General features: G+C 62.5%; 25 protein-coding genes and 1 tRNA gene. 10 read left to right on the plus strand and 16 right to left on the minus strand.

What is annotated here, in order from left to right:
- Positions 1-45: 45 nt before the first annotated feature.
- Positions 46-1,062 (minus strand): nicotinate-nucleotide--dimethylbenzimidazole phosphoribosyltransferase, encoded by a 1,017-nt coding sequence (gene cobT, locus KUV26_RS07005; protein WP_222507825.1) that lies wholly within the window; start codon positions 1,060-1,062, stop codon positions 46-48.
- A gap of 100 nt (positions 1,063-1,162) precedes the next feature.
- On the opposite strand from cobT, the gene cobS reads away from it, so the two are divergent.
- Entirely contained in the window at positions 1,163-1,921 is a 759-nt protein-coding gene (gene cobS / locus KUV26_RS07010) for an adenosylcobinamide-GDP ribazoletransferase (RefSeq protein WP_222504995.1), read from the plus strand.
- A gap of 70 nt (positions 1,922-1,991) precedes the next feature.
- Here the strand turns inward: cobS and KUV26_RS07015 are convergent, their stop codons facing one another.
- The 5 genes from KUV26_RS07015 to KUV26_RS07035 form a co-directional block, all read right to left on the minus strand.
- The gene (locus KUV26_RS07015) at positions 1,992-2,501 is read right to left on the minus strand and encodes a CarD family transcriptional regulator (protein ID WP_019294694.1); all 510 of its coding nucleotides are present in this window, start codon (positions 2,499-2,501) and stop codon (positions 1,992-1,994) included.
- A 302-nt stretch (positions 2,502-2,803) separates the two neighbouring features.
- Positions 2,804-3,142 (minus strand): ferredoxin FdxA, encoded by a 339-nt coding sequence (gene fdxA / locus KUV26_RS07020; protein ID WP_019294695.1) that lies wholly within the window; start codon positions 3,140-3,142, stop codon positions 2,804-2,806.
- Between the two features lie 62 nt (positions 3,143-3,204).
- The gene (locus KUV26_RS07025; RefSeq protein ID WP_222504997.1) at positions 3,205-3,579 is read right to left on the minus strand and encodes an RNA-binding S4 domain-containing protein; all 375 of its coding nucleotides are present in this window, start codon (positions 3,577-3,579) and stop codon (positions 3,205-3,207) included.
- Between the two features lie 7 nt (positions 3,580-3,586).
- Positions 3,587-6,541 carry a helicase-related protein gene (locus KUV26_RS07030; RefSeq protein WP_222507826.1) on the minus strand — a complete coding sequence of 985 codons (2,955 nt, stop codon included), beginning with the start codon at positions 6,539-6,541 and terminating at the stop codon, positions 3,587-3,589.
- A 28-nt stretch (positions 6,542-6,569) separates the two neighbouring features.
- A complete protein-coding gene (locus KUV26_RS07035) occupies positions 6,570-7,136 on the minus strand; it encodes a tetratricopeptide repeat protein (protein WP_222507827.1) in 567 nt (188 codons plus the stop codon).
- A gap of 101 nt (positions 7,137-7,237) precedes the next feature.
- Between KUV26_RS07035 and KUV26_RS07040 the strand changes: the two genes are divergently transcribed.
- From KUV26_RS07040 to KUV26_RS07060, 5 genes are all read left to right on the plus strand, one after another.
- On the plus strand, positions 7,238-7,528 hold the full coding sequence (locus tag KUV26_RS07040; RefSeq protein WP_222505000.1) for an SCP2 sterol-binding domain-containing protein: 291 nt from the start codon (positions 7,238-7,240) through the stop codon (positions 7,526-7,528).
- Complete coding sequence (locus tag KUV26_RS07045; RefSeq protein WP_222507828.1) at positions 7,528-8,490, plus strand: alpha/beta fold hydrolase; 963 nt, start codon at positions 7,528-7,530, stop codon at positions 8,488-8,490. Before KUV26_RS07040 ends, KUV26_RS07045 begins: the two co-directional genes overlap by 1 nt.
- A gap of 162 nt (positions 8,491-8,652) precedes the next feature.
- Positions 8,653-10,473 carry a M3 family oligoendopeptidase gene (locus KUV26_RS07050; protein ID WP_222508004.1) on the plus strand — a complete coding sequence of 607 codons (1,821 nt, stop codon included), beginning with the start codon at positions 8,653-8,655 and terminating at the stop codon, positions 10,471-10,473.
- Positions 10,473-10,952, plus strand: a complete 480-nt coding sequence (locus tag KUV26_RS07055) for a GNAT family N-acetyltransferase (protein WP_222507829.1) — start codon at positions 10,473-10,475, stop codon at positions 10,950-10,952. The genes KUV26_RS07050 and KUV26_RS07055 overlap by 1 nt, the downstream gene beginning before the upstream one ends.
- A 132-nt stretch (positions 10,953-11,084) precedes the next feature.
- Entirely contained in the window at positions 11,085-11,546 is a 462-nt protein-coding gene (locus KUV26_RS07060; protein ID WP_222507830.1) for a DUF995 domain-containing protein, read from the plus strand.
- Positions 11,547-11,737: 191 nt separating this feature from the next.
- Here the strand turns inward: KUV26_RS07060 and KUV26_RS07065 are convergent, their stop codons facing one another.
- Positions 11,738-12,859 (minus strand): serine/threonine protein kinase, encoded by a 1,122-nt coding sequence (locus KUV26_RS07065; RefSeq protein WP_222507831.1) that lies wholly within the window; start codon positions 12,857-12,859, stop codon positions 11,738-11,740.
- A 257-nt stretch (positions 12,860-13,116) separates the two neighbouring features.
- On the opposite strand from KUV26_RS07065, the gene KUV26_RS07070 reads away from it, so the two are divergent.
- Positions 13,117-14,400, plus strand: coding sequence for a methyltransferase family protein (locus KUV26_RS07070; protein ID WP_222507832.1), 1,284 nt, complete (start codon positions 13,117-13,119; stop codon positions 14,398-14,400).
- 28 nt (positions 14,401-14,428) lie between these two features.
- Here KUV26_RS07070 and KUV26_RS07075 read toward each other — a convergent pair whose 3' ends face one another.
- The 3 genes from KUV26_RS07075 to KUV26_RS07085 all read right to left on the minus strand — a co-directional run bounded on the left by KUV26_RS07075 (position 14,429) and on the right by KUV26_RS07085 (position 17,420).
- Positions 14,429-14,698 (minus strand): DksA/TraR family C4-type zinc finger protein, encoded by a 270-nt coding sequence (locus KUV26_RS07075; protein ID WP_222507833.1) that lies wholly within the window; start codon positions 14,696-14,698, stop codon positions 14,429-14,431.
- Between the two features lie 638 nt (positions 14,699-15,336).
- A complete protein-coding gene (gene rpoH / locus KUV26_RS07080; protein ID WP_222505008.1) occupies positions 15,337-16,233 on the minus strand; it encodes an RNA polymerase sigma factor RpoH in 897 nt (298 codons plus the stop codon).
- 161 nt (positions 16,234-16,394) lie between these two features.
- On the minus strand, positions 16,395-17,420 hold the full coding sequence (locus KUV26_RS07085) for an RluA family pseudouridine synthase (RefSeq protein WP_222507834.1): 1,026 nt from the start codon (positions 17,418-17,420) through the stop codon (positions 16,395-16,397).
- On the opposite strand from KUV26_RS07085, the gene KUV26_RS07090 reads away from it, so the two are divergent.
- Positions 17,419-17,724, plus strand: a complete 306-nt coding sequence (locus KUV26_RS07090; RefSeq protein WP_222507835.1) for a DUF6476 family protein — start codon at positions 17,419-17,421, stop codon at positions 17,722-17,724. The two genes, KUV26_RS07085 and KUV26_RS07090, sit on opposite strands and share 2 nt — an antisense overlap.
- A 9-nt stretch (positions 17,725-17,733) precedes the next feature.
- Here the strand turns inward: KUV26_RS07090 and KUV26_RS23570 are convergent, their stop codons facing one another.
- From KUV26_RS23570 to KUV26_RS07110, 4 genes are all read right to left on the minus strand, one after another.
- Entirely contained in the window at positions 17,734-18,102 is a 369-nt protein-coding gene (locus KUV26_RS23570) for a hypothetical protein (protein ID WP_261399764.1), read from the minus strand.
- 296 nt (positions 18,103-18,398) lie between these two features.
- Positions 18,399-18,650 carry a hypothetical protein gene (locus KUV26_RS07100; RefSeq protein ID WP_222507836.1) on the minus strand — a complete coding sequence of 84 codons (252 nt, stop codon included), beginning with the start codon at positions 18,648-18,650 and terminating at the stop codon, positions 18,399-18,401.
- Between the two features lie 347 nt (positions 18,651-18,997).
- Positions 18,998-19,074 (minus strand) — tRNA-His (locus KUV26_RS07105).
- 176 nt (positions 19,075-19,250) lie between these two features.
- Positions 19,251-19,748, minus strand: a complete 498-nt coding sequence (locus KUV26_RS07110; protein ID WP_222503883.1) for a GNAT family N-acetyltransferase — start codon at positions 19,746-19,748, stop codon at positions 19,251-19,253.
- 89 nt (positions 19,749-19,837) lie between these two features.
- On the opposite strand from KUV26_RS07110, the gene KUV26_RS07115 reads away from it, so the two are divergent.
- Positions 19,838-20,023, plus strand: a complete 186-nt coding sequence (locus KUV26_RS07115; RefSeq protein ID WP_222503884.1) for a DUF6324 family protein — start codon at positions 19,838-19,840, stop codon at positions 20,021-20,023.
- Between the two features lie 125 nt (positions 20,024-20,148).
- A complete protein-coding gene (locus KUV26_RS07120; protein ID WP_222507837.1) occupies positions 20,149-21,645 on the plus strand; it encodes a hypothetical protein in 1,497 nt (498 codons plus the stop codon).
- Between the two features lie 37 nt (positions 21,646-21,682).
- Here KUV26_RS07120 and KUV26_RS07125 read toward each other — a convergent pair whose 3' ends face one another.
- Together KUV26_RS07125 and KUV26_RS07130 are read right to left on the minus strand one after the other, a co-directional pair.
- Positions 21,683-22,165 carry an MmcB family DNA repair protein gene (locus KUV26_RS07125; RefSeq protein ID WP_222507838.1) on the minus strand — a complete coding sequence of 161 codons (483 nt, stop codon included), beginning with the start codon at positions 22,163-22,165 and terminating at the stop codon, positions 21,683-21,685.
- 349 nt (positions 22,166-22,514) lie between these two features.
- A complete protein-coding gene (locus KUV26_RS07130) occupies positions 22,515-22,844 on the minus strand; it encodes a hypothetical protein (RefSeq protein WP_222507839.1) in 330 nt (109 codons plus the stop codon).
- Between the last annotated feature and the right edge of the window lie 68 nt (positions 22,845-22,912).

Here is a 22,912-nt window from a genome sequence, read left to right on the forward strand (position 1 = left end):
GGCGCAAACCGGGGCTTGAAATAGGGAGCGGAACGCCCTCCCGGGTCAGCTGTCCGAAACTCCAGCTTCGGCAAAGGTCGCCATGCCGCTGTGGCAGGCGATTGCTCCCCTCAGAACCTGGATCGCCAAGGCCGCGCCAGAGGCCTCGCCCAGGCGCAGGCCCAGCGACAACAACGGCTGCTTGCCCAGTTTCGCCAGCAAGGCAGCATGGGCGCCTTCCGCGCTTTGATGACCCGCCACCGCGTGGTCGAGCGCCCCGTCGGCCGTTTGCAGCAGGCAGGCCGCCGCGGCACAGCAGATGAAACCATCCAGGATCACAGGAATGCGCAGCACGCGGGCCGCAGCGATGGCGCCCGCCATGGCCGCAATCTCGCGACCGCCCAGGCAGGCCAGCGCATCCAGCCCGTCGCGGATCGCGCTCTGGTGCAGGGCAACGCCTTCAGCCACCACGCGGGTCTTGTTGGCGAGCCCGGCATCGTCCACACCGGTGCCGCGCCCGGTCCAATCCGCGGCCTCGCCGCCGAACAGAGCGCAGCAAAGCGCCGCTGCCGGGGTTGTGTTGCCGATTCCCATTTCTCCAACCACCAGCAGATCCGCAGAAGGGTCCACCGACTCCCAGCCGGCTTTCAGCGCAGCAAGAAGATCGTCCTGGCTCATCGCGGCGCCCTTTGTGAAATCGGCTGTCGGCCGGTCCAGCTCCAGCGCATGGACGTCCATGCGCGCGCCCGCCAGCTTGGCCAGCTGGTTGATCGCGGCACCACCGTGTTCGAAGTTGATCACCATCTGCGCCGTCACTTCCGCCGGGAAGGCCGAAACCCCCTGCTCCATCACTCCGTGGTTGCCCGCAAAGACAATCACCTGCGGCGCAGAGATCTCTGGCCGCGCGCTGCCGCGCCAGCCGCCGTACCAGATCGCCAGATCCTCCAGCCGCCCCAGCGCGCCCGGCGGCTTAGTCAGCTGCCCGTTGCGCGCCGCAGCCCCGGCCACCGCAGTTTGGTCCTGCACCGGAGCGCCTCCCAGCGCGGTGCGGAAATCATCAAGGGAGGAAAGCTGTGGCAGCATGTGAAAGCCTCGTTGCATCTGAGTGGTGGACGCGGATAAAGCGGTTTCACCCTGTTTACCCGCTGGCAGCTCTGCCGCAAGCACCGCAATAGGCCCGTGAATGCAAAAAAACGACATACAGGCAAATGACATCCTTCTGGCGCTGGTGCTTCTGACCCGGCTGCCGCTGCCCCGCCTGCCGCAGGACGCCTTTCAGCGCCAGGCCAAGGCAGTTTGGGCATTTCCGCTGGCGGGCCTGGCAGTTGCCCTGCCCGCAGCCCTGCTGGCCGCTCTGGCGCTTTCCGCGGGCCTGCCCGCCGCGGTGGTCGCCGGGATCGCTCTGGCTGCTCAGGTAATGCTGACGGGGGCCATGCATGAAGACGGGCTTGCCGACACCGCAGATGGACTGTGGGGCGGTTTCAGACGCGAGCGGCGGCTGGAGATTATGAAGGACAGCCGCATCGGCGCCTATGGCGTGATCGCGCTGATCCTCGGCTTCGGGCTGCGCTGGGGCGCATTGGCCGCGCTGATCGAAACGGCCGGCATCTGGCCGCTGCTGGCGCTGGCGATGCTCAGCCGGTCGACGATGCCCCTGTTGATGGCTTGGCTGCCGAACGCACGGTCGGCAGGCCTCTCGCAATCCGTGGGCCGCCCCCGCGCTCTGCCCTGCCTGCTGTCTGCAGGACTGGCTTTTGCCCTGTCGCTTCCACTGATCGGTGGCGCAGCTCTGGGAGCAGCGCTGGCGATGGGCGCAGCCGCCCTTGGCTTCGGCGCACTGGCCAAGGCCAAAATCGGCGGCCAGACTGGTGATATTCTCGGTGCCTGCCAACAGGTTGCCGAAATTGCCGGCCTGCTCGCACTGCTGGTCATCCGGGGCTAGCCCGCCGCCAGGCGAAAAAAAAGGCCGCGCCCTTTCAGGCACGGCCCCTCGGTCTTCTCATCCGGCTGGATCAGGCAGCGCGGGACGTCAGAACTTCATCCACCTGCTTGGCGGCAGCAATCTCGTCATTGCCGGAAACCGCAGCCACTTCGCGGGTAAGGCGCTCCAGCGCGGCTTCATACAGCTGGCGCTCGGAATAGCTCTGCTCGCGCTGGTCGTCGGTGCGGTGCAAGTCCCGCACCACTTCGGCGATCGAGATCAGGTCGCCGGAGTTGATCTTCTGCTCATACTCCTGGGCGCGGCGCGACCACATGGCGCGCTTCACCTTGGCCTTGCCCTTGAGCGTCTTCATCGCCTGGGCAATCACGTCCGGCGAGCTCAGGGAGCGCATGCCCACTTCGGTCGCCTTGTTGGTCGGCACCCGCAGGGTCATTTTGTCCTTTTCAAAGGTGATCACGAAAAGCTCCAGCGCAAAGCCGGCCACTTCCTGCTCCTCGATCGAGATGATCTGACCCACGCCATGCGCCGGATAGACCACGTAATCATTGGGGCGGAATTCGAGCTTCTTCGACTTGGTCATACAGGTTCTTCCTCACTCATGAGCCGGGCGGCACCGGCACTATGGCAAACAAAATGTCCAGATCCGGTCAGTTGAGTTTGACCAGTCCCCAAGGACATTTTCTCCGCAGAAATACCGCCCATTTTGCACGCCACTGCTACGGCGCACCGGGGGCGGACTCCGATTGTTTATGTCTATTGTCTGCTAAGTATATCATAAAAAAGGGCCGCCCGAAAGGCGGCCCGCTGGCGGCGGGCCGTAAAAACCCGAAGCAATACGGCGGTTTTCCGCACAAATGCGGCACTGCCGCGTGAGATTGAGAATCAGCCGCCCTCGCCGGGCGCCTCAGAGAAATACTTCTCCATCTTGCCCTCTTCACCGTCCCGCTCCTCGTAGCCCGGCATCGGATCCTTCTTGGAAACGATCACCGGCCACAGCTCGGCATATTTGCGGTTGAACTCAACCCATTTGTCCATATCCGGCTCGGTGTCGGGACGGATCGCATCGGCGGGGCACTCCGGTTCGCAGACGCCGCAGTCGATGCACTCGTCGGGATGGATGACCAGGGTGTTCTCGCCCTCATAGAAGCAGTCTACCGGGCATACCTCGACACAGTCGGTGTATTTGCAGGCGATGCAGTTTTCCGTCACGACATAGGTCATAGTACCGAGTCCCGTTATCCGTTTGCGCCTAGCTAATCCAGACCGCCAGCGGCTTCAAGCCGTCAAAGGGTATCCTGCTTGCGAGTAAGATCAAGCGCCCTGCGGGCTTTTTTGTCCGGACGGCCCTTTCCCTCGAACTTCGGGTTTGACGGAATTTTTTCCTGCTTCTCCGTCATATCGAAGTACAGCGCCTGCGCCTCAGGCGCCGGGCCGCGCCGCTCGCCGATAGCTTCGACCCGCACCACGCGGATCACTTTGCCTTGAGCGAAGGTCAGAACGTCACCCGGGGCGACGTTCTGAGCCGGTTTCAGTGCCTTGGTGCCGTTGAGGCGCACATGGCCCGCGCTGACCTGTTTGGCGGCCAGGCTGCGGGTTTTGAAAAACCGCGCATGCCACAGCCACTTGTCGATGCGGATCTTGGGCGCCCCGTCAGCCATGGCAGGATCAGTCGCCCTGCTTCAACCCCATCAGCGCTGCGGCAAAGGGGTTGTCCGGGTCGATCTGCTTTTCCTTCTTTGCAGGACGCGAGGAGTAGGTCTTGGCACCGTGATCCTGGCGTGGGCCGCCCTTGCGGCCCGGCTTGCCGCGACCGCCTTCACGGTCGCCGCCCTTGGCTCCGCGCGGTTTGCCCTTGCCGCCAGGTTTGCCGTCGCCCTGCGGACGGCGGTTCTGCTGACGCTGGCCGCCCTGGCGCCCGCCCCGGTTGCCGCCCCAGGTGAAAGTGTAGAACACCTCCAGTTCCGGCTCGTCAACATTGGCATCGACCGCTTCGCCGACCGGGGTTTCATCCGCGGCGGTTTCAGAAACCGGGGTGTCCGCAACCGGCTCGGCCGGCTCCTCGGCCACCGGCGCCACGCCTGCGTCCACGATTGCCTCGGTGCCTGCGGGCACATCGGCGGGCGCGGTGTCTGCACCTTCGTCCGGGGCTGCGGCGGGTGTGACCGCTGCCTCGGCAGCAGCGTCCATCACCGGCTGGCCTTCGGCGGGGGTGCTGGTCTCGGCAACCACAGCATCCACCGGTTTCACCTTCTGGCGCTCACCCTTCTCAGCCTTGTAGCCCAGGCCCTGCATCAGCTCCGCGAACTGCTCCAGGGTCATGCCGGTGATCGACAGCATATCGGCCTTGGCTTCAAAACCGCCGCGACTGTCCTCGCCGCGCAGCATGTCGGCCAGACGCTCCAGCATGTCGATGCGGATCATCCGCTCGCCAGCAGCCCGGTAGCCGGACATGGTGTCATAACCTTCAGGCGCGTCCTTGATGGAGGGCACAGTGACCAGCCCCGGAGGCGGTGCTTCGGGGAAATCCTGCAGGCCGTTGGCCAGCGACCACAGCACCAGGCGCAGACGGGTCGGCGCGGGCTTCAGCAGCAACGGCATGAAGATGGTGAACTGGCCGAAACGGATGCCATGCTTGCGCAGTGCGCCGCGGGCATCCTGGTCCAGATCCTTGACCTCCTGCGCAACGCCTGCACGGGGCAGCACGCCGAGGTTCTCGACCATGCGGAACGCGAACCCGCGCGCCAGGCCGGTCAGCTCTTCGTCCTTCTGCAGATTGAGCAGCGGCTCGAACAGCGCGTTGATCTTGCGGGTGATGAAATGCAGCAGGCGGCGCTCGACCTTCTGGGCCACGTCCGGCCCGGCGGCGTCATCGACGAACACCTCGATCTGCGGGTTCAGCGCATCCGCGCCGGCAACCAGCTTGCCCACCGCATGCTCGCCCCACATGAGGCCGCCCTGCTCGGTAAAATCGATCTCGGTGTCGGGCGCGTTATAGAACCGGTCCGCACGCAGATGGAACTGAGGCGCCAAGGCCTGCAGCGAGGCCGCCTTCAAGGCTTTGGCCTCGGCACCCTGCGCACCTTTGTCCGGGCTGAACCGGAACCCCTCCAGACGGCCGACGAATTCGCCTTCGACCGTCACTTCACCCTTGTCATTCACTTCGGCCAAAAGGGCCTCCTTCTGCTTGAGCCGGCGCAAAAGCACGGATGTGCGCCGGTCCACAAATCTCTGAGTCAAGCGCTCGTGCAGCGCGTCTGACAACCTGTCTTCTACAGCGCGCGTCTCCCCGCGCCAATGGCTTTCGTCACGCAGCCATCCATTCCGCTGCGCGACATATGTCCACGTCCGGATAAATGCCAGACGCTTGGACAATGTGTCGATGTTTCCGTCGGTGCGGTCAATCCGCTTGATCTGGCGGGCCATCCAGTCGTCGGGCACCACACCGCCGCCGTGCAGATGCTCGAAAATCACTCCCAGAAGCGAAGCATGCTCGGCATGGGAGATGCCGCGGAAATCAGGAATCCGGCAGACATCCCACAGCAGTTTAACCGATTGCGCATTGGTGGTGCGCGAGATGACGGCAGATTCCCGCGACAGCATTTTCAGCGCGCCGAGGTCATCGGCCTCGCGCGCCTTGATGAGGTTCTCGTTCTGCGGGCTTGATTCGAGCGAATTGATCAGTGCTTCGACTGAGCCGAATTGCAGATCAGCAGAGCGCCAGTTGAGTTTTTTAAGCGGTGTGAACTGATGGTTCATGATGGCCGAAGCCGTGCCCTCATCCAAGGGCCGGGCATCGCCGGTGACACCGAAGGTGCCGTGGCTCATGCCACGGCCCGCGCGGCCTGCGATCTGCGCCAGCTCATTGGGGGCCAGCGGACGCATCCGGCGGCCGTCGAACTTGGTGGTGGAGGAAAACGCCACGTGGTCAATATCGAGGTTGAGCCCCATGCCGATGGCATCAGTGGCGACCAGAAAATCGACCTCGCCATTCTGGTAGAGCTCAACCTGCGCATTGCGCGTCCGCGGGCTCAGCGCGCCCATCACTACAGCCGCACCGCCCTTCTGTCGGCGGATCAGCTCGGCAATCGCATAGACATTATCAACCGAAAACCCGACGATTGCCGTCCGTTGCGGCATCCGGCTTATCTTTTTCGAACCTGCGTAGACCAGATCGGACATCCGCTCGCGGCGGACAAACTCGACGCCTGGAACCAGGGCCGAAATCGGCCCGCGCATGGTGTCTGCGCCTAGGAACAGCGTCTCATGGGTGCCGCGGGCGCGCAGCAGCCGGTCGGTGAACACATGGCCGCGCTCCGGGTCGGCGCAAAGCTGGATCTCGTCGATGGCCAGGAAATCGCAGCCCATGCCCTCGGGCATCGCCTCCACCGTGCAGATCCAGTACTGTGCCCGCGGCGGCACGATCCGCTCCTCGCCGGTGACCAGCGCCACTACGGATGGCCCGCGCGCAGCGACAACCTTGTCATAGACCTCGCGCGCCAGCAGGCGCAGCGGAAACCCCATCACCCCGGTGCGGTAGCCCAGCATCCGTTCGATGGCATAATGGGTTTTGCCGGTGTTGGTCGGGCCCAGGACGGCCACGATCCGCGATGCGCTTGCCATTGCTTCAGCCCCCGCGCCCCAGAGGGGCTTACAATTCCCTGCCCTCGATCGAAGACCTAAGACGTTTGAGGGCGCTGCTTACTTCCTCGTGGTGCGGATGTATAGCCTTGGCGCGCAGGTAGGCAGCATAGGCGCGTTCTGGCCGGCGGAACTGCTCAAACAGGGCGCCCAGCGCATAGATCGCATTGTAATCCTGAGGATTCAGCGCCAGCGCGCGCTCCAGATCTGCCACCGACGGCCCGTAGAGTTCCAGCGCGAAGTAGACCCGCGCACGCTCATACCAGCCGCGGGCAAACAGCGGTGCGTGATCGGTGAGCGCTGTCAGATGCTCTGCCGCCTCCTGCAGGTCGCCCCGCTCCATCGCGTTCCGCCCGCGCCGCAGCAGCAGATCCATCGCGGGCGAGCCGCTCCTGTCCCAGAGCGCCTGCAGTTCGCGGTCGATCGCCGCCGCTTCGGACACCTCCGACTGCGCCAGATCCTGCAGCAGCACTTCGGCAGAAATCTGCTGCGCCTCTCCGTCTCTGGGCAGGAACAGGACAGCTGCGGCCGCCGTTGCCGCCACGATAGCTTTGAGCTTTGGGAAATTTGCCAGCATGATGACCCCAGTGTAATCCCGCGCGCTGCGAATTCCAGTATTGGATGCACAAGCTTCACATGTTTGTGCTATGAAGCGCGCAAAGCAGATTGAGGACTGATATGAGCGTTACCCTTGAGCAGGCGGCCGAGGCCCTGAACGGCAAACTGGACGCAGGCGAGTTCGATTCCACCGCCAAGTTCCAGATCGAAGATCTGGGCGCCATCATGCTGGACAGCGACGGCGCCCGTGTCGGCGACGAGGAAGCGGATGTGACCATGACCGCGGATGCCGACACCTTCCAGTCGATCCTGGAGGGCGACCTGAACCCGACCGCGGCCTTCATGTCCGGCAAACTGACCATCGACGGCGACATGGGTACTGCCATGAAGCTCGCCTCAGCGCTCTCCTGATGGACGGAGCCCCGGTGGAGCTGCAGCCAGCGCCCCTGTTCGCGGAAATCGCGCTGGGGCCTGCAAATGGTGCAGCCCATTGGGTCCAGACCTCGGACGGCGTGCGCATCCGTGCCGGTCATTGGCGTCCCGAAGGAGCGGCGAAAGGCACGGTCCTGCTGTTTCCCGGGCGTACCGAATATGTAGAGAAATACGGCATGGCCGCGGCGGAATTTGCCGCCTGCGGCTTTTCCACCCTCACCGTGGACTGGCGCGGCCAGGGGCTGGCGGGGCGGATGCTGGCGGAGCGCCGACTGGGCCACGTCGGGCATTTCACTGATTTCCAGAAAGATGTGCAGGCGCTCACCAGGCTGGCGCAACAGCTGGACCTGCCCCGCCCCTGGTTCCTGGTCGGCCATTCCATGGGCGGCGCCATCGGCTTGCGTTCGCTGCTCGAAGGGCTGGACGTCAGGGCCTCCTGCTTTACCGGGCCGATGTGGGGCATCCAGATCCCGCCGCTGATGCGGCCCTTTGTCCGCGTCCTCAGCGGTGTTGCCCCCTATCTGCGCTTGCAGGAGAGGCTGCTGCCGACGACGGCGCTGGAGCAATACGTTCAGATCACCCCGTTCGAAGGCAACACGCTGACCACCGATCCGGAGATGTACCGGCTGATGCACGACCAGCTGGCCGCACAGCCGGATCTGGCCCTCGGCGGCCCCACCATCCAATGGCTGCGGGTCAGCCTGCAGGAATGCGCGGAACTGGCAGCAATGCCTTCGCCCGCCCTGCCCTGCATCACCTTCCTGGGCAGCGAAGAGCAAATCGTCAGCCCTGAAGCAATCCACACCCGCATGTCCCGCTGGCCCGGCGGCGAGCTTGACCTGATTCCCGGCGGCCAGCATGAGGTGATGATGGAAACCCGGGATATCCGCGCGCATGTGTTTTCCCGCATGTGCCGCCTGTTCGAACAACACAGCGGCTGACCCCCCCGCAACCCCGTTGCCCCGGCTGCGCACGCCCCGTTTACCCAGCCCTTACCCGCTCCTGTCATTCTCACCCGGTTCGCCACAGCCCGGCTTGTGATCCCGCAAACCGCCCCTTAGATGTTGGATCAACACATTTCTCATCTCATGACAGGAGCCCTCATGTTCCAGCTTCCCTTCCCCGTCCGCGACGCAAACGCCACTGCCAGTTCCGGCGGCCTCGGCAACCTGCCGGAATGGGACCTCAGCGACCTCTACAACTCTGAGGACGCCCCCGAACTGGCTCGCGACCTGGACTGGCTGCAGCAGGAATGCGCCGCCTTTGCCGCCGATTACGAAGGCAAGCTGGCGGAGCTGGATGCAGACGGGCTGCTGGAATGCGTGCAGCGCAACGAGAAGATCAACAACATCGCCGGCCGCATCATGTCCTTTGCGGGCCTGCGCTACTACCAGCAGACCACAGACGCGGACCGCGCCGCCTTTCTGTCCGACTGCCAGGAGAAGGTCACCATCGCCACCACCCCGCTGGTGTTCTTCACGCTGGAACTGAACCGGATCGAAGATGACGCGATGCAGGCGCATCTGGAAGCCAACGCTGAACTCGCCCGCTATGCCAGCGTATTCCGCCGCATCCGCGCTATGAAACCCTACCAGCTGTCCGACGAGCTGGAAAAGTTCATGCATGATCTCGGCATCGTTGGCGATGCCTGGGAGAAGCTGTTTGATGAAACCATCGCGGGGCTCACCTTCACCGTCGATGGCGAAGAGCTGAACATCGAAGGCACGCTGAACCTGCTGACCGAACAGGACCGCAGCAAGCGCGAGGCCGCGGCCCGCGAACTGGCGCGTGTGTTTGGTGAGAACATCAAGACCTTTGCCCGTGTCCACAACACGCAAGCCAAGGAAAAGGAAATCATCGACCGCTGGCGCGGTATGCCCAGTGCCCAGATGGGCCGCCACCTGTCCAACGACGTGGAGCCTGAGGTGGTCGAGGCGCTGCGCGAGGCGGTTGTCGCTGCCTACCCCAAGCTCAGCCACCGCTATTACGAGCTGAAGCGCAAGTGGCTGGGGCTGGACGTGATGCAGGTCTGGGACCGCAACGCGCCGCTGCCACTGGAAGAACCCCGCACCATCAGCTGGGACGAGGCGGAAAACACCGTGATGGAGGCCTATAACGCCTTTGATCCCCGCATGGGCGAAATCGCCGCACCGTTCTTCTCCGACGGCTGGATCGACGCGGGCGTGAAACCCGGCAAGGCGCCCGGCGCCTTTGCGCATCCGACGGTCACCAATGTGCACCCCTATGTGATGCTGAATTACCTGGGCAAGCCGCGCGACGTGATGACCCTGGCGCATGAGCTCGGCCACGGCGTGCATCAGGTACTGGCGGCGGAACAGGGCGAAATGCTGTCCTCCACCCCGCTGACGCTGGCGGAAACCGCCTCCGTGTTCGGTGAGATGCTCACCTTCCGCAAGATGCTCGACAAGGCCGAAACCAAGGAGCAGCGCAAGGTGCTCTTGGCAGGCAAAGTCGAGGACATGATCAACACGGTGGTGCGCCAGATCGCCTTTTACGACTTCGAATGCAAACTTCACGCCGCCCGTGCCGAGGGCGAGCTGACCCCGGATGACATCAACGCCATTTGGATGTCGGTGCAGGCGGAATCGCTGGGCGAAGCCTTTGACTACATGGACGGCTACGAGACCTTCTGGGCCTACATCCCGCATTTCGTGCATTCGCCCTTCTACGTCTACGCCTATGCCTTTGGCGACGGACTGGTGAACGCCTTGTATTCTGTCTATGAAAGCGGCGCCGAGGGCTTCGAGAACAAGTATTTCGAGATGCTGAAAGCAGGCGGCTCCAAGCATCACAAGGAGCTGCTTGCGCCCTTCGGCCTCGATGCCTCCGACCCGAAATTCTGGGACAAGGGCCTGTCCATGATTTCCGGCTTCATCGACGAGCTGGAAGCAATGGAAGACTGATGCCGTTAACTTTGTGCCCGGTGTCCCGCAGCGAGTTTGATCTGGTCTCCCATATCCAGGTGCAGCCGGATCAGGTCCGCTTTTCCGGCACTGTGGTGCAGGCGTTTGAAGAGGATGAGGACGGCGTGGATTTTCACGCTGTCCTTGACGATGCCTGCGCGGTCGGCTTCTTCAAGATCGACCGCCTGTATCATGAGACCTACGAGTTTGCCCAATCGGATGAACTGGGCCTGCGCGCCTTCATGATAGACCGGGAACATCAGGGGAAGGGCTTTGCGACAGCTTCGACGGCCGCGCTGCAGACTTACCTGACCCGGCATTACCCGGACCGCAGCGCAGTGGTTCTGACGGTCAACATGCAAAATCCCGGCGCTATCCGCTGTTACAGCAAGGGCGGCTTTGAGGACACCGGCGGCATCTACCCTCATGGTATGGCCGGTCCGCAGCACATCCTGCGGATGGCGCTGGCGGGACGCTAACACTCAAAGCTGCACCCCCTCACCGGCCTCACCCGAAAGCAGCAAAACCAAATACCCTCTTTAGCAATATCATCGAAATTTTATTCAATTTATGGTACACTCTCCCCGTTCAATAGTGAGAGGGTATAAGTGATGTCTCTGTTCAAAACATTCGCTGCAGTCGCATGTGCATCAGTCATCGCGGCCACGTCAGCTGCCTTCGCAGGCCCGGACAAAAAAAACCGGGTGAGCGGTCAATCCATCGCAAAGCTTTACTCGGGCAAAACATGGATTTGGAGCAAAGGCGGCTCTTACTGGGCTCCGGACGGCAGTTTTCAAGCCATTTGGGGGAACAGCGTCGGCCTTGGAAAATGGTATGCCACCTCAAAGGGCAACCTCTGCTATGAAGCTGTCTGGTATGACGGCAAGGGCGCCGCGGGCAGTCAACACAATGAATGCTTCCGGCACGTTGCTGACAGTCAAGGGCAGCTGTGGAAATACAGCGACAAGGACAAGTCCTGGTACAAGCCGACCAAGGAGTTCGCCGATCGGGTTAAACCCGGCAACGAGATTTCCTCTCAAGTTCGCAAGCTGCGCAGGAAATACGGTGTTTGACCGGACTTGAGAGGAAACCAGGGGCACCTGAACACCAGCGGGCGGCTCACCTGCAGGTTCCCAGCCGAACACCCGCCTTGGCTCTAGATTTGCGGTTCCGGAAGCTCGTGGCGGTTCCAGCCAGGAAACTATGCGGCTTCCTGGCTGGCTTGCGCGTCACAAACCGGCCCTCCGGAACAAGGGGGGCAGACTTACAGATGCGGGAAGTAATCCTCGCAATCGCCGTCGCGGAAGACATCCGCGGTGCAGCAGTGCAGCCCGCCGCCAAACGCATAGGCGTCACGCAGCTCGACCTCGATGACTTCCATGCCCAGCTTGTCCATCTGCTCGGCCTGGTAGACCTCGGACTTTTCGACACAGACTGTCTTGGGATCCAGCACCAGCACGTTCATGCTGAGCCAGGTCGAGGAGTAGCACAGCGGCGGCGGGGTGTTGTGCGCGGGCTGGGCCGCGTCGACGATCTCCCAGCCGTTCCTGATGAACATCTCGCGCTGCTCTTCCGGCAGGCGGCGCTGCGGGTTGTTCAGGATCAGCCCCGGGCGCAGCGGGGTGAAAGTGGCGTCGATGTGGATCGGATAGGGGTCGCCGGGGAAGTTTACCGTATGCACGCGATGCTCCGGGAAGTGGCGGCGCAGCCACTCGATCCCTTTGAGGTTGGTGGTGAACCCGTGCTGCACAACCAGATCCTTGCCGAACCGCAGCACGTCGGCGGCGTCGAACAGCGGCTCCTCCTCGGTGGTGACAAAGAACTTCTCCGCCGCCCATTCCAGCCGCTTGGCCTCGCCGATCTTGTCGCTGAGGTAATCCGGGTGGTAGTCCGCGTCCGTGAGGCGCGGCTTGGGGGCCGCCTCGTGACGGAAGTTCTGGTCTTCCTCCCAGTACTGCTTCAGCAACGGCCGGTAGTTCAGATATTCGAACCAGCGGCAGCGGTAAGACATGGTGGCTTCCAGCATTTCATGGCCGACCGTCAGCAGCACATCACGCGGCGGCATGCAGCCGAACTGGCTTCCGGTGTGGAAATCCGGCGTCGTCACAGGCTGAGAATGGTCGATCGGAACCGGCCGGTCGACGCGGATGCCGAGCCCCCGCAGCTGATCGGCGAAATTGTTCAGAAGCTCGTTGGCGCGGTCGATGGTTTCCGGCGGCCGGCGCCCCCATTGGCCGCGCATGTCGCTGTCTTCCGGCACCTTGGCATCCAGCGCCGGCTCTTCCGGCGGAATATGGCAGTCATCGGCACGGCCCACGATCACATGGCGCAGTGTGTCCCATTCGTTCCAGCTTTTGACTTCAGTTTTTTCCGGCGACCAGGCCATGGGTGCCTCCTTTGTCAGGGGAGACAAAGGCAGGGCCTTCAATCTCCCGATTGAAAGTCCCGGCGTACAGGAGCGTGTTTCAGGGCCAGAGCGGTCCTCTCTGCGGCGACGCCATCGCCTGTGAGCCCGGCGCAGGATATAGCACTGGCCGGACAGGCGGGGAAGAGGCTGCGGCTGTCACGTTCCGCAAAGGGTGAAACTGCCGCAGATTGGGCTAGGGTCAGGAGTCAACGCTACCAGCAACCGGTCCGGGCAGAATGAGAGACAATCGCGCATCAGACCCGCCGCCTTCGGCAACCAGCCAGGTGACAATGCTGCTTGGGCTGGCCGGATATTTGTCCACCCTGATCCTGATGCAGGACAGCGATGCCGGGCGAACGGAGGCCGGGGTCGTCGCGATGCTGGCAACCGCGATGCCGATGCTGGCGCATGAACTGCTGGTGCTGCGGACGTATCGCGATGCCGCCGCCGGGCTTGACCGTCTTCAGCTTCACCGGATCAACTGGCCGAGGATCCTTCTGAAACTAACCGGCCTGTGCGGAACGCTAGGTGCCCTCGCCGCTGCATATTGGCTGTTCCCGGAATACCACCGCAGTTTCTATGCTCCGTTCTGGGAGGCCTGCCGCATGGTTCTGCCGGTGTTTCTGCTGCTGGCGGCGCCCTATTTCATCGCGGTTGACCTGTGGATGCGGGACCCGGCTGACGGTTACCTGCATTCCGGCCATTTGGTTCTGGGCCGTCTGAGCAAGGTAAATTGGGACGTACTGCGGGACCACGCTCTCGGCTGGCTGATCAAGGGGTTTTTCCTGCCCCTGATGTTTGTCTATTTCAGCGGCAATGCCGCCTATCTGCTAAAGACCCCGTTGTCCGCCGCGTTGGAGAGTTTTCCCGCCTTTGTCAGCTATGCGGGCCGGCTGACAGTCGGCATTGACCTGGCTTTTGTCAGCATCGGCTATGTACTGACTCTCCGGATCACCAATTCCCACATCCGCTCCTGCAACCCGCTGTTCTGGGCCTGGGCAGTGACCCTGGCAATGTATGCGCCGTTCTTCTCGGTCATCGGGCGCAAATACCTGGAATACAATGACGGGCTCGGCTGGCTCGACATGCTCGGCGGGCCAGGGCCGGCCGTGGTGCTGTGGGGCAGCGCGATCATCGCGGCCAAGGGACTTTGGGCCTGGGCCAATGCCTCCTTTGGCATCCGGTTTTCCAACCTGACCCACCGCGGCATCATCACCAATGGCCCCTACCGCTGGACCCGGCACCCGTCGTATCTGTTCAAAAACATATCCTGGTGGCTGCTGTCTGTACCGTTCTTCACCACGGAAGGCCTGGACCAGGCTTTGCGTCACAGCCTGCTGCTTCTCGGCATAAACGGGATCTATTTCCTGCGAGCTAAGGCGGAGGAACGGCACCTTTCCGAGGACCCTGCCTATGTGGCCTACGCGCTGTGGATCGATCAGCACGGCAAGCTGCGATGGCTGGGCCGGATGCTGCCGGTGCTGCGCTATGCCCCGCCCGCAACCGCAGCTGCCCGATGACACGAACCGCAGCCTGGCAAGGCGGCGGTCACTTCAACTGGCTGTCCTTGGAGCCGCGCCGGTTGATGCCGCCACGGGCCTTGTGGGCGCCGTCCCGCTCCTGCTGGCACTCGATACAGAGCTTGACGCCCGGGATGGCTTTCCGGCGCTTTTCCGGGATCGGCTCCTCGCACTCGGCGCAATGGGTCAGGCTCTCGCCGACCGGGCGTTTCTGCGCCTTCAGCCGCGCCAGTTCATCATTGATCGACGCTTCGATCTGTTCGTTCACCGCGCCATCTTGCGCCCAGCCGCCTGCCATAGCCTTTCCTCCTGTTACGGACCCCAACATTCTAATCCCGCTGCAGTGATGTTTCCAGTACACGCTTCCGCCCATAGCCTTGCCGTCACTTGGCGGCTTTCCGGCCGTCAAGTTGCCGCGCGGCCAATTCCTGACTGTTTCTGTTGCAGCTCATTCCCGATGAAATCTGTCAACTAATTGAAATTGCACACTTTTTCTATTGACCCATTGCCGCGATCTGCATACACAGGATGCAGAGAATGCAAGCAAGCCAGAATCAACAGGCCGCAAGCAGCCAGCTCTCCAGCCATCCTTCGGGACAGCCAGACCAGCCAGCGACGCCCGCAACCGGATTGATTTCAGCCAGCCACACGCCAGCCTAGCAGCCAGCCCGAGCTTTCTCAGTCCCCGCCCAGCCGCGCACCCAGCCCGCCATTGCCAGGACCGTGCCAGACAGGGCAAATGCCAGCATCCGCCAGCCCTTCAGGCCAATCTTCCGAGCCTAATACTTTGCGAGCCAAGCCTTCCGGCAGCCGCGCTGCCGCAACGCCAGCAGAATAGCCTGGCTCCGCCTGCCGGAAGCACACAGATCCGGAACGCAATAAGGCGGTGCCAAGCACCGCCTTATTGCGTTTCTGACAGGGCCCCCACGGAGAGGATCAAGCCGTGGACAGCATCCCCTTTTCCATCGCCAGCTCCCGCATCTTCTTCTGCAGCTTCTCAAAGGCCCGCACCTCAATCTGGCGGATCCGTTCGCGGCTGACATTGTATTGCGTGCTCAGCTCTTCCAGGGTGACCGCCTGGTCCATCAGGCGGCGCTGCGTCAGGATGTCCTTTTCACGGTCGTTCAGCACGTCCAACGCCTCGGCCAGCAGTTCGCGCCGGGCTTCCAGCTCATCTCGGGCTTCGTAATCGCCGGCCTGGTCGGCATCTTCATCCTCGAGCCAGTCCTGCCACTGCATGGTCCCTTCGCCTTCGGAACCGACGGTGGCGTTCAGCGAGGCATCGCCACCGGACATCCGGCGGTTCATCGAAATCACTTCGTCCTCGGTCACCCCGAGATCATTGGCGATCTGGGCGACGTTGTCGGGGTGCAGGTCACCCTCTTCAAGCGCACCGATGCGGGCCTTGGCCTTGCGAAGGTTGAAAAACAGCTTCTTTTGCGCCGAGGTGGTGCCGAGTTTCACCAGCGACCAAGAGCGCAGGATGTATTCCTGGATCGAGGCGCGGATCCACCACATTGCATAGGTCGCCAGACGGAACCCCTTTTCCGGATCAAAGCGTTTAACGGCCTGCATCAGGCCGACGTTGGCCTCGGAAATCACTTCGGCCTGCGGCAGGCCGTAGCCGCGGTAGCCCATGGCGATCTTAGCCGCGAGCCGCAGATGGGACGTCACCATCTTGTGGGCTGCTGCCGCATCCTGCTCTTCGACCCAGCGCTTGGCCAGCATGTATTCTTCTTCCGGCTCCAGCAGCGGAAACTTGCGGATTTCCTGGAGATACCGGTTCAGGCCGCCTTCGGGCGTCGGGGCAGGCAGGTTTGCATAATTCGCCATATAAAGTGTCCCTCCCAAAATGTATAAGGACTTAACATCAGCGCATATGTGTTAGCGCTAAGCCCTTTTCAAGGACTGCTTAAGGAATTCTTCTATGTTAGCCCGACTCATTTCGTCTGTGAATTGCGTCACAGGTTTGAACACGCTTATTTGCAGTCGGTTTACTGACGCAATGCCGCCAGCAGATCCGCCATGTCCTGCGGCAGCGGCGCCTCGAATCTGAGAAGCCCCCCAGTCACCGGGTGATCGAAGCCCAGCACGGCAGCATGCAGTGCCTGGCGCGGAAAGGCCTGCACCGCCGCCTGTGCGGTCGTGCTCAGCGCCTTGGCAGCCAATTTGCGGCGGCCGCCATAGGTAGGATCGCCGATCAGCCCATGGCCGGCATGGGCCATATGCACCCGAATCTGATGAGTACGGCCAGTTTCCAGCCAGCATTCGACCAGTGCTGCGCAGGACGGGTTGCCGAAAGTTTCGACGATGCGCGCCCGGGTGACCGCATGGCGGCCGCCCTGAAACAGCACCGCCTGGCGCTGCCGGTCGGTCTTGTGACGGGCCAGCTGGGTTGTGAGCTTGAGGATGTTCCCCGGCTCGAAGCTGGCGCCCTTGACGCCGCGCAGGCGGGGATCGTTGCCGTCCGGCACACCGTAGCAGACCGCCTGATAATAGCGCTCCACAGTGTGCTTTTCGAACTGCGCTGCCAGCCCCTGGTGGGCGGCGTCGGATTTTGCCACCACCAGAAGTCCCGATGTCTCCTTGTCGATCCGGTGCACGATACCGGGGCGCTTTACGCCGCCCACCCCCGACAGGTTGCCGCCGAAGTGATGCAGCAGCGCGTTGACCAGCGTGCCCGAGGGCGAGCCCGGTGCCGGATGCACCACCATGCCCGCAGGCTTGTTGATGACGATCAGGTCATCGTCCTCGAACACGATCTCCAGCGGGATGTCTTCGGGTCCGATATGGCTGTCTTCCGCCTCTTCCACCTCAATCGCGATCTGCGCGCCTTCGGCAATCTTGGCCTTGGGGTCCTGCACCACGGCGCCATCCACCATCAGCGCACCGTCCTCGATCAGCCGGGCCAGCCGGGTGCGCGACAAAGACGCCTCCTCTGGCACATCGCGTGAAACCGCTTTATCAAGCCGCTTAGGCGGGTTTTCCGCGATGACAAATTCAATCCGGCGGCTGCCCATGACTGATCCTTCCGAGACAGAAATCCAACAGGAACCACCGCAGATCCGGTTCCTGCGGCGGCTCGTGACCACGCTGACGGTGGTGATGATTGGCGGGCTTGTAGTGATAATTTCGCTGCTTGTCATCCGCCTGCAGTCGGATGATGCGCCGCTGCCCTCGGAAATTGCCCTGCCCCCCGGCGTCAAGGCCGAAGCGGTGACCCTGGGCCGCGGCTGGATCGCTGTGGTGAGCGGCGATGACCGGATCCTGATCTATGACCGCGAAACCGGCGCTTTGCGACAGACGGTCAGGATCAATAAGTAGGCCGGCGTCTCAGGACCTCAGCAGCACCTTGCTGGAATCGATTGCCGCGGCGATTTGGGCATATTGTGCCTGCCTCTCCCGCGCAGTCTCTGCGCTGCGCGGAAGTATTGCCGCAGCCTCCTCGAGGATGCGGGTCGCTTCGAGATTCACTGCAGCCTGCGCCGAGGCCCTGACCGGGGCCAGGGGACGGCTGGTGCGTTCCGCCGGATTCGCGGCGCTGGTGACTGTGACACGGCCCCGCCCCGGATCGCGGTTCTGGCGGGCAAGCTGTATCAGCCTGCTTGATGTGTCCTGCAGCACGCCGCGCACCTCGTCATAGTCGGTGCCCTCGGGGATCGGCTCCACCGCGGCCTCCAGCCGCTCGGACAGACAGTCCACCTGCAGCGCCGAATCGCCGGTGGCCCGGCAAAAGGCCTTGGCCGCCTCCAGCGTCCCAAGCAGTTCAGCCAGGAAGGCCGGGGAGCCGAATTCATTTTCCCGGTACCACTACTGTTTAGACTACAGCCCCCGGAACCCGGGTTAGCGCAGGTGCTGCAGCCAGGGCCAGAGAGGGACTCCCCGCAAGTACCGATTTGACGACTACTTTGAACATATTGCTTCCCTCGCAATGTCCCGGAAACCGCTCATCTCTTTTGCGGTCTGCGCGTTTTGCTGCCTGCATGGCGTTGCTGTTGTCACGTTTTTTTGCCCGGATGAAGGCGGTTGGCTAACGTTAACATGCCCCTAATCACAAGGTCGTTATTCATGCATACCAGTGTCTTGAGGGCTGTCGCGGTGACACTGCCGCTGACGTTTACCGCGGAGGCCGTTTTTTTGCCCAGACGGAGACCGCTTTGGAAGCGGCCCAGCGCCGCGCAGCCTGCGGGAGCGGAAATCCGGTTTCCGCCACCGACCTTCCAAACGGCTCGCTTCAGGTAACGTGCCATTCCAGCGGCCTGCCCGATACAGGCCTGTCTACGGAGGGAACTGCCGGGGTTGCTGCAAGGACCTTGTTCATTGTTCTTGTTGCCAATGACGGCGAAAGCACCACAACAACGACAACAACGACCGGGGGCAGTTAACGGCACATGCCGCCTCCGGAACCGGAGGCGGCACGCCTGACTGGGCACCGATCGAGAAAAGGGGTCGCCGCAATCCTATGCGGCGGCCCCTTTTGCGCGGACTGGCCTGAGACCCGAACCCGGCAACTGGCCAGACGCGCAAACAGCCAATTCCGGCAGCATCACGACCATATTCTCGCACTCAGGAGAAGTTTATTTTCGATAAGATGGGATGGTACCGCCTCCCCGGCTTGAACGGGGGACCTCTGGATCCACAATCCAGCGCTCTAACCAACTGAGCTAAGGCGGCACTGAGGGGGCATTTATAGCACGCTCTGGAGGCACGCAAGAGCTTTTTCGCCTTTCCGTTTCAGAAATCCCCCGCATCGGGCGTTCGCCGGAGCGCGCGATGTCAGGCACAGTGAAAAGGGCGTAAAGTTATCCACAACCGCCTGCATTTGCTCCAAAATTCTTCCCGGCCACTTATCAGACCTCTGCCTCGTGAAACGAGAGCTGCCAGGTTTGCTCCACCAGATCCTGCCCGTAATTGCGCACTGGGCGGCTGTCCTGCAGCCGCCAGCCGAACGCCTGGTAAAGCGCGCACGCTGTACGGTGGCTTTCATGAGTCTTCAGCATCATTTCGCGGTAACCGGCAGCACGGGCAAACTCCATGCAATCACGCAGCAGCCGCTTGCCCAGTCCTTTGCCGCGTGCTTTGGGGGTCAGCAGAAACAGCCGCAGCTGTGCGGTTTCGTCATCCTTTTTCATGCAGAAAACCGTGCCCAGACGCTCTGTGCCGCTGACGGCCATCCAGCCCCGCTCGCAGGCGGGATCATGCGCGGCACAAAAATCGTGCAGGATGTCGGCAACCAGCCGGCCAAAGCTGTCGTCGAAGCCTGCTTCGCGGGCATAAATATCCTGATGGCGGGCCACCAGCCATTGCATGTCACTCGGGGCGAATCGGCGCAGGGTTACATCCTTCATAGGGGCAGTGTAGCCAAACCCGGCTTGCGTTTCAGCCTGAGGCGGGCTAGCACCGGCATTCAAGCGGCTGGCCGCCAGTGGAGTGCAAGATGGGCATCAATACCGAACGCGACATCGAGGCGAACATGCAGATCGGGCCGACTGATCAGGGCATGGTACGGATTTTCATCGAGGCAAGCGGCGTCGAGATCCCGATGGACTTTGATCCCGAGGAAGCCGAAGAGATCGCTGACGAGCTCCGCGCCGCGGCGCAGGCGGCCCGCGCCGTTAAGTAAGGCAAGCTTTTGGAGAATCCGCCACTGTTTTCAGGCGAATTTTCAGAACTGCAATTTTACCTATTATAACTATCTAAAGCCCCGGGGCTCACCCTCTTGCTCAGCCAGTTATCGGAGTGAGTGCAATGGTGAACCTGACGAGCAGTACCGCACCCCCCTTTTTCTTTTCGGCACAGCTAACCGCTGCGACCAGCGGCGCAAGCGCATCTCTGGACGGGATCAACCCCGCCCTCGGCATAGCTGCCGACGACTTGCAGCAGGAGGCCAACGGGCTGTTTGGCGACCGCAGGCGGGAAGGGCTGCCGCCGGCGGCGCACGGATGGGAAAAGCCCCAGGTGCAGACTGCAGTGGTGAAGCTAGGCGGCACCAACTCTGCCCCGACTCCCAGCACCCCGGCGGCGCAGCACGCCACGGAAGCAACCGTTGCGCTGCACTCTGCGCCGGACACCGCAGTTGAGGTTCTGCCGCCATGGGAAGTGACCCAGGCCAGCGCTGCCAGTCCGGAGGCGAGCTACTATGAAAAGCGCATCCTTGAGATGGCCAAGGCGCTGCACGCCCTGTCATCCCAGCCCTGGCCACAGAACTCGGCGGCATTGATCCTGCTGACCGGCCTGCCGGAGGCAACGATGCAAGCCGAGGCAGAACAGCAACCACAGACTGCCGCAGCACCGCAGCAGGCCATCCCCGCTGCAGTGACGGGCACAGCGGCCACGCCAAGTGACGACACAGTGGAACTGCGCGCCGACGGTATCCACAACATCGCCACCGGAGACGGGGCCGATGCCGTGGCGCTGGAGGGGCGCATCGTACAGGGCGTTCACACCGACCGCGCGCCCGCCCAGCCCTTTGAAGGGCGGGGTTTTGGATACGGGCGCAGCTTCGCAAACCGGCAGGGTCACGCATTCGGGCATCAACATGCTCCCGGGCGCGAACGCTGGCAAGCGCAGTTCGCCAATGCAGACTCAGTCTCAATCCGCGCCCGTCATGCCCGCAACATCAGCACCGGCGGCGGCGATGACGCCATCGCCATCCAGGCAGGCACCCTGCGCGGAGTCCGGGCTGGTGCAGGCGATGACAGCATTGCCGTTGCAGCCACTCTCGTGTCGCGCATTCGCGGCGGTGGCGGCAACGACGTCATCTCTGTCGCGGCACAGCGCGCCCTGCAGGACCGGCGGGAAGTGCCGGCCGCTGCGTACAGCCCTGATGCCCCCGCGGCTGAAAAAATGCGCCAGGCGCTCAGCACCTATGCCCAGGTAAGCGGTGGCAACGGCAACGATCAGATCAACCTAAAAGTGGGAGAAACCCTGGCTGCGCGCGGCGGCAGCGGCGATGACCGCTTCACCCTTCGGGGCGGCACCGTGGCACTGCAGTACAGCCAAGGCGATGGCAACGACACAGTCGACCTAGCGGAAGGCGCAAATGCCGTGGTCCAACTGCGTGGGATGGGCGCCTCGGCCTACAGCGCCAGCCGAGACGGCGACACGCTGACGCTGGCATTCGACACCGGCGGCAGCATTACCTTCACCAATGTCTCGCAAGGGGGCGCCATTGGTGTCGCCACCGGGCAGGACGCCCCTATTACCCTTCTGCACCAGCCCGCTGCGTTAAACGCAATGGCCTAAGCTGGTTGCGCCCCTGCCAGACGCGAGGGCGGCCGGGTTACCAGTCCGGCTGCTCTCCCGCCGGCGCGCTCACCAGCGCTCCGTCCGCTCCAGGGCGCGGGTCGCGCAAGATTTGCAAGCGGCGGGCGGCATCCCTGGCAAACTTCTGTACCAGCTTCTTGCGCCGGGCCGGCGCCAGTTTGTCCTCCGGAGCCATACGGACAATTTCTGCATCGTAGGGGTCAGCAATGATCAGCCCGGCGCTATCGGACAAAAGCTCCGTAGGGAATTCCAAATCGACAGCCCAGAAGAAACGGTCGCACCAGTCCAGGTAGCCTTCCCATTTGCTGTCGGACTGGTAGTCCGCCCGGCTGGACTTGCATTCGATTACCCAAAGCTCCCCCTTGGGCCCCAAAGCCATCACATCAACGCGTAATCCGCGGGCAGGCACGAACTCCTCCAGCGGCGCGAAGCCGAGCGACCGTAAATAACGTGATACCCCGCGGGCAAGTTTCTGGCCTGGCTGAAGATTTTCCATCATGCAGCCGAATGTGAACAATCAGAGAACAAATTGCAATCCCGCGCTTCGTCAGCGAAACGCGGGAAGACTGCCACAGCCCCCTTGTAACAGCGCCCTTGGCAGCTTACTTACGGGGCTGGCGGGTTCTGCCCTTCTCGTGACAGGCAGCATTCCGGTGGCCTTAAGCAATTCCGAGGGAGCTGGCTCTGTTCGGATCCTGGTCCGTTTACCTGGCGCCCACCTGTATATACAGGTCCTCGGGAATCAAAGCCGCACGGTTGACTGGTGGTCCCGCCGCTTCATCCCCCTATCTGCAAAGAAAAACCGCGCCTTCCAGGGAAAGCGCGGCGGAAATTGAGATTGAGCGCTTTCAGCAGCGATGGTGCAACTGGCGCTTCTGCAGAGAGGTTTCCTCCGCCAGGACGCGTACTGGCTGGAATTCATGCCCCACCGGGGTGCCGCGGCGGGGACCGTCATCCTCTTCGGCCATGGCCATCACTGCCCAGGCGAACTGAACACCGGCAAAGACGATGCCGTTCATGAACCACAAGAGTAACACCGCCAGTAGCCCCACGTCAGAGACGGAGACCAGCGCCCAGAGGTTCATCACGTTGAACCACAGGAGCATTACCACAAAGGCGGCCGCAATCCCAAAGCCGATCACCACGTTGCGGATGTACATTTTCACCAGTTCAGGCATCTGAGTCCTCCAGATATGCCAGAAGAGGTTATCAGCCTTTACGGCGGCGTCCAGCGGTTCCGGAAGGG

Origin of the sequence: Leisingera daeponensis (assembly GCF_019801465.1) — a bacterium.
Classification (GTDB): Bacteria; Pseudomonadota; Alphaproteobacteria; order Rhodobacterales; family Rhodobacteraceae; genus Leisingera; species Leisingera daeponensis_A.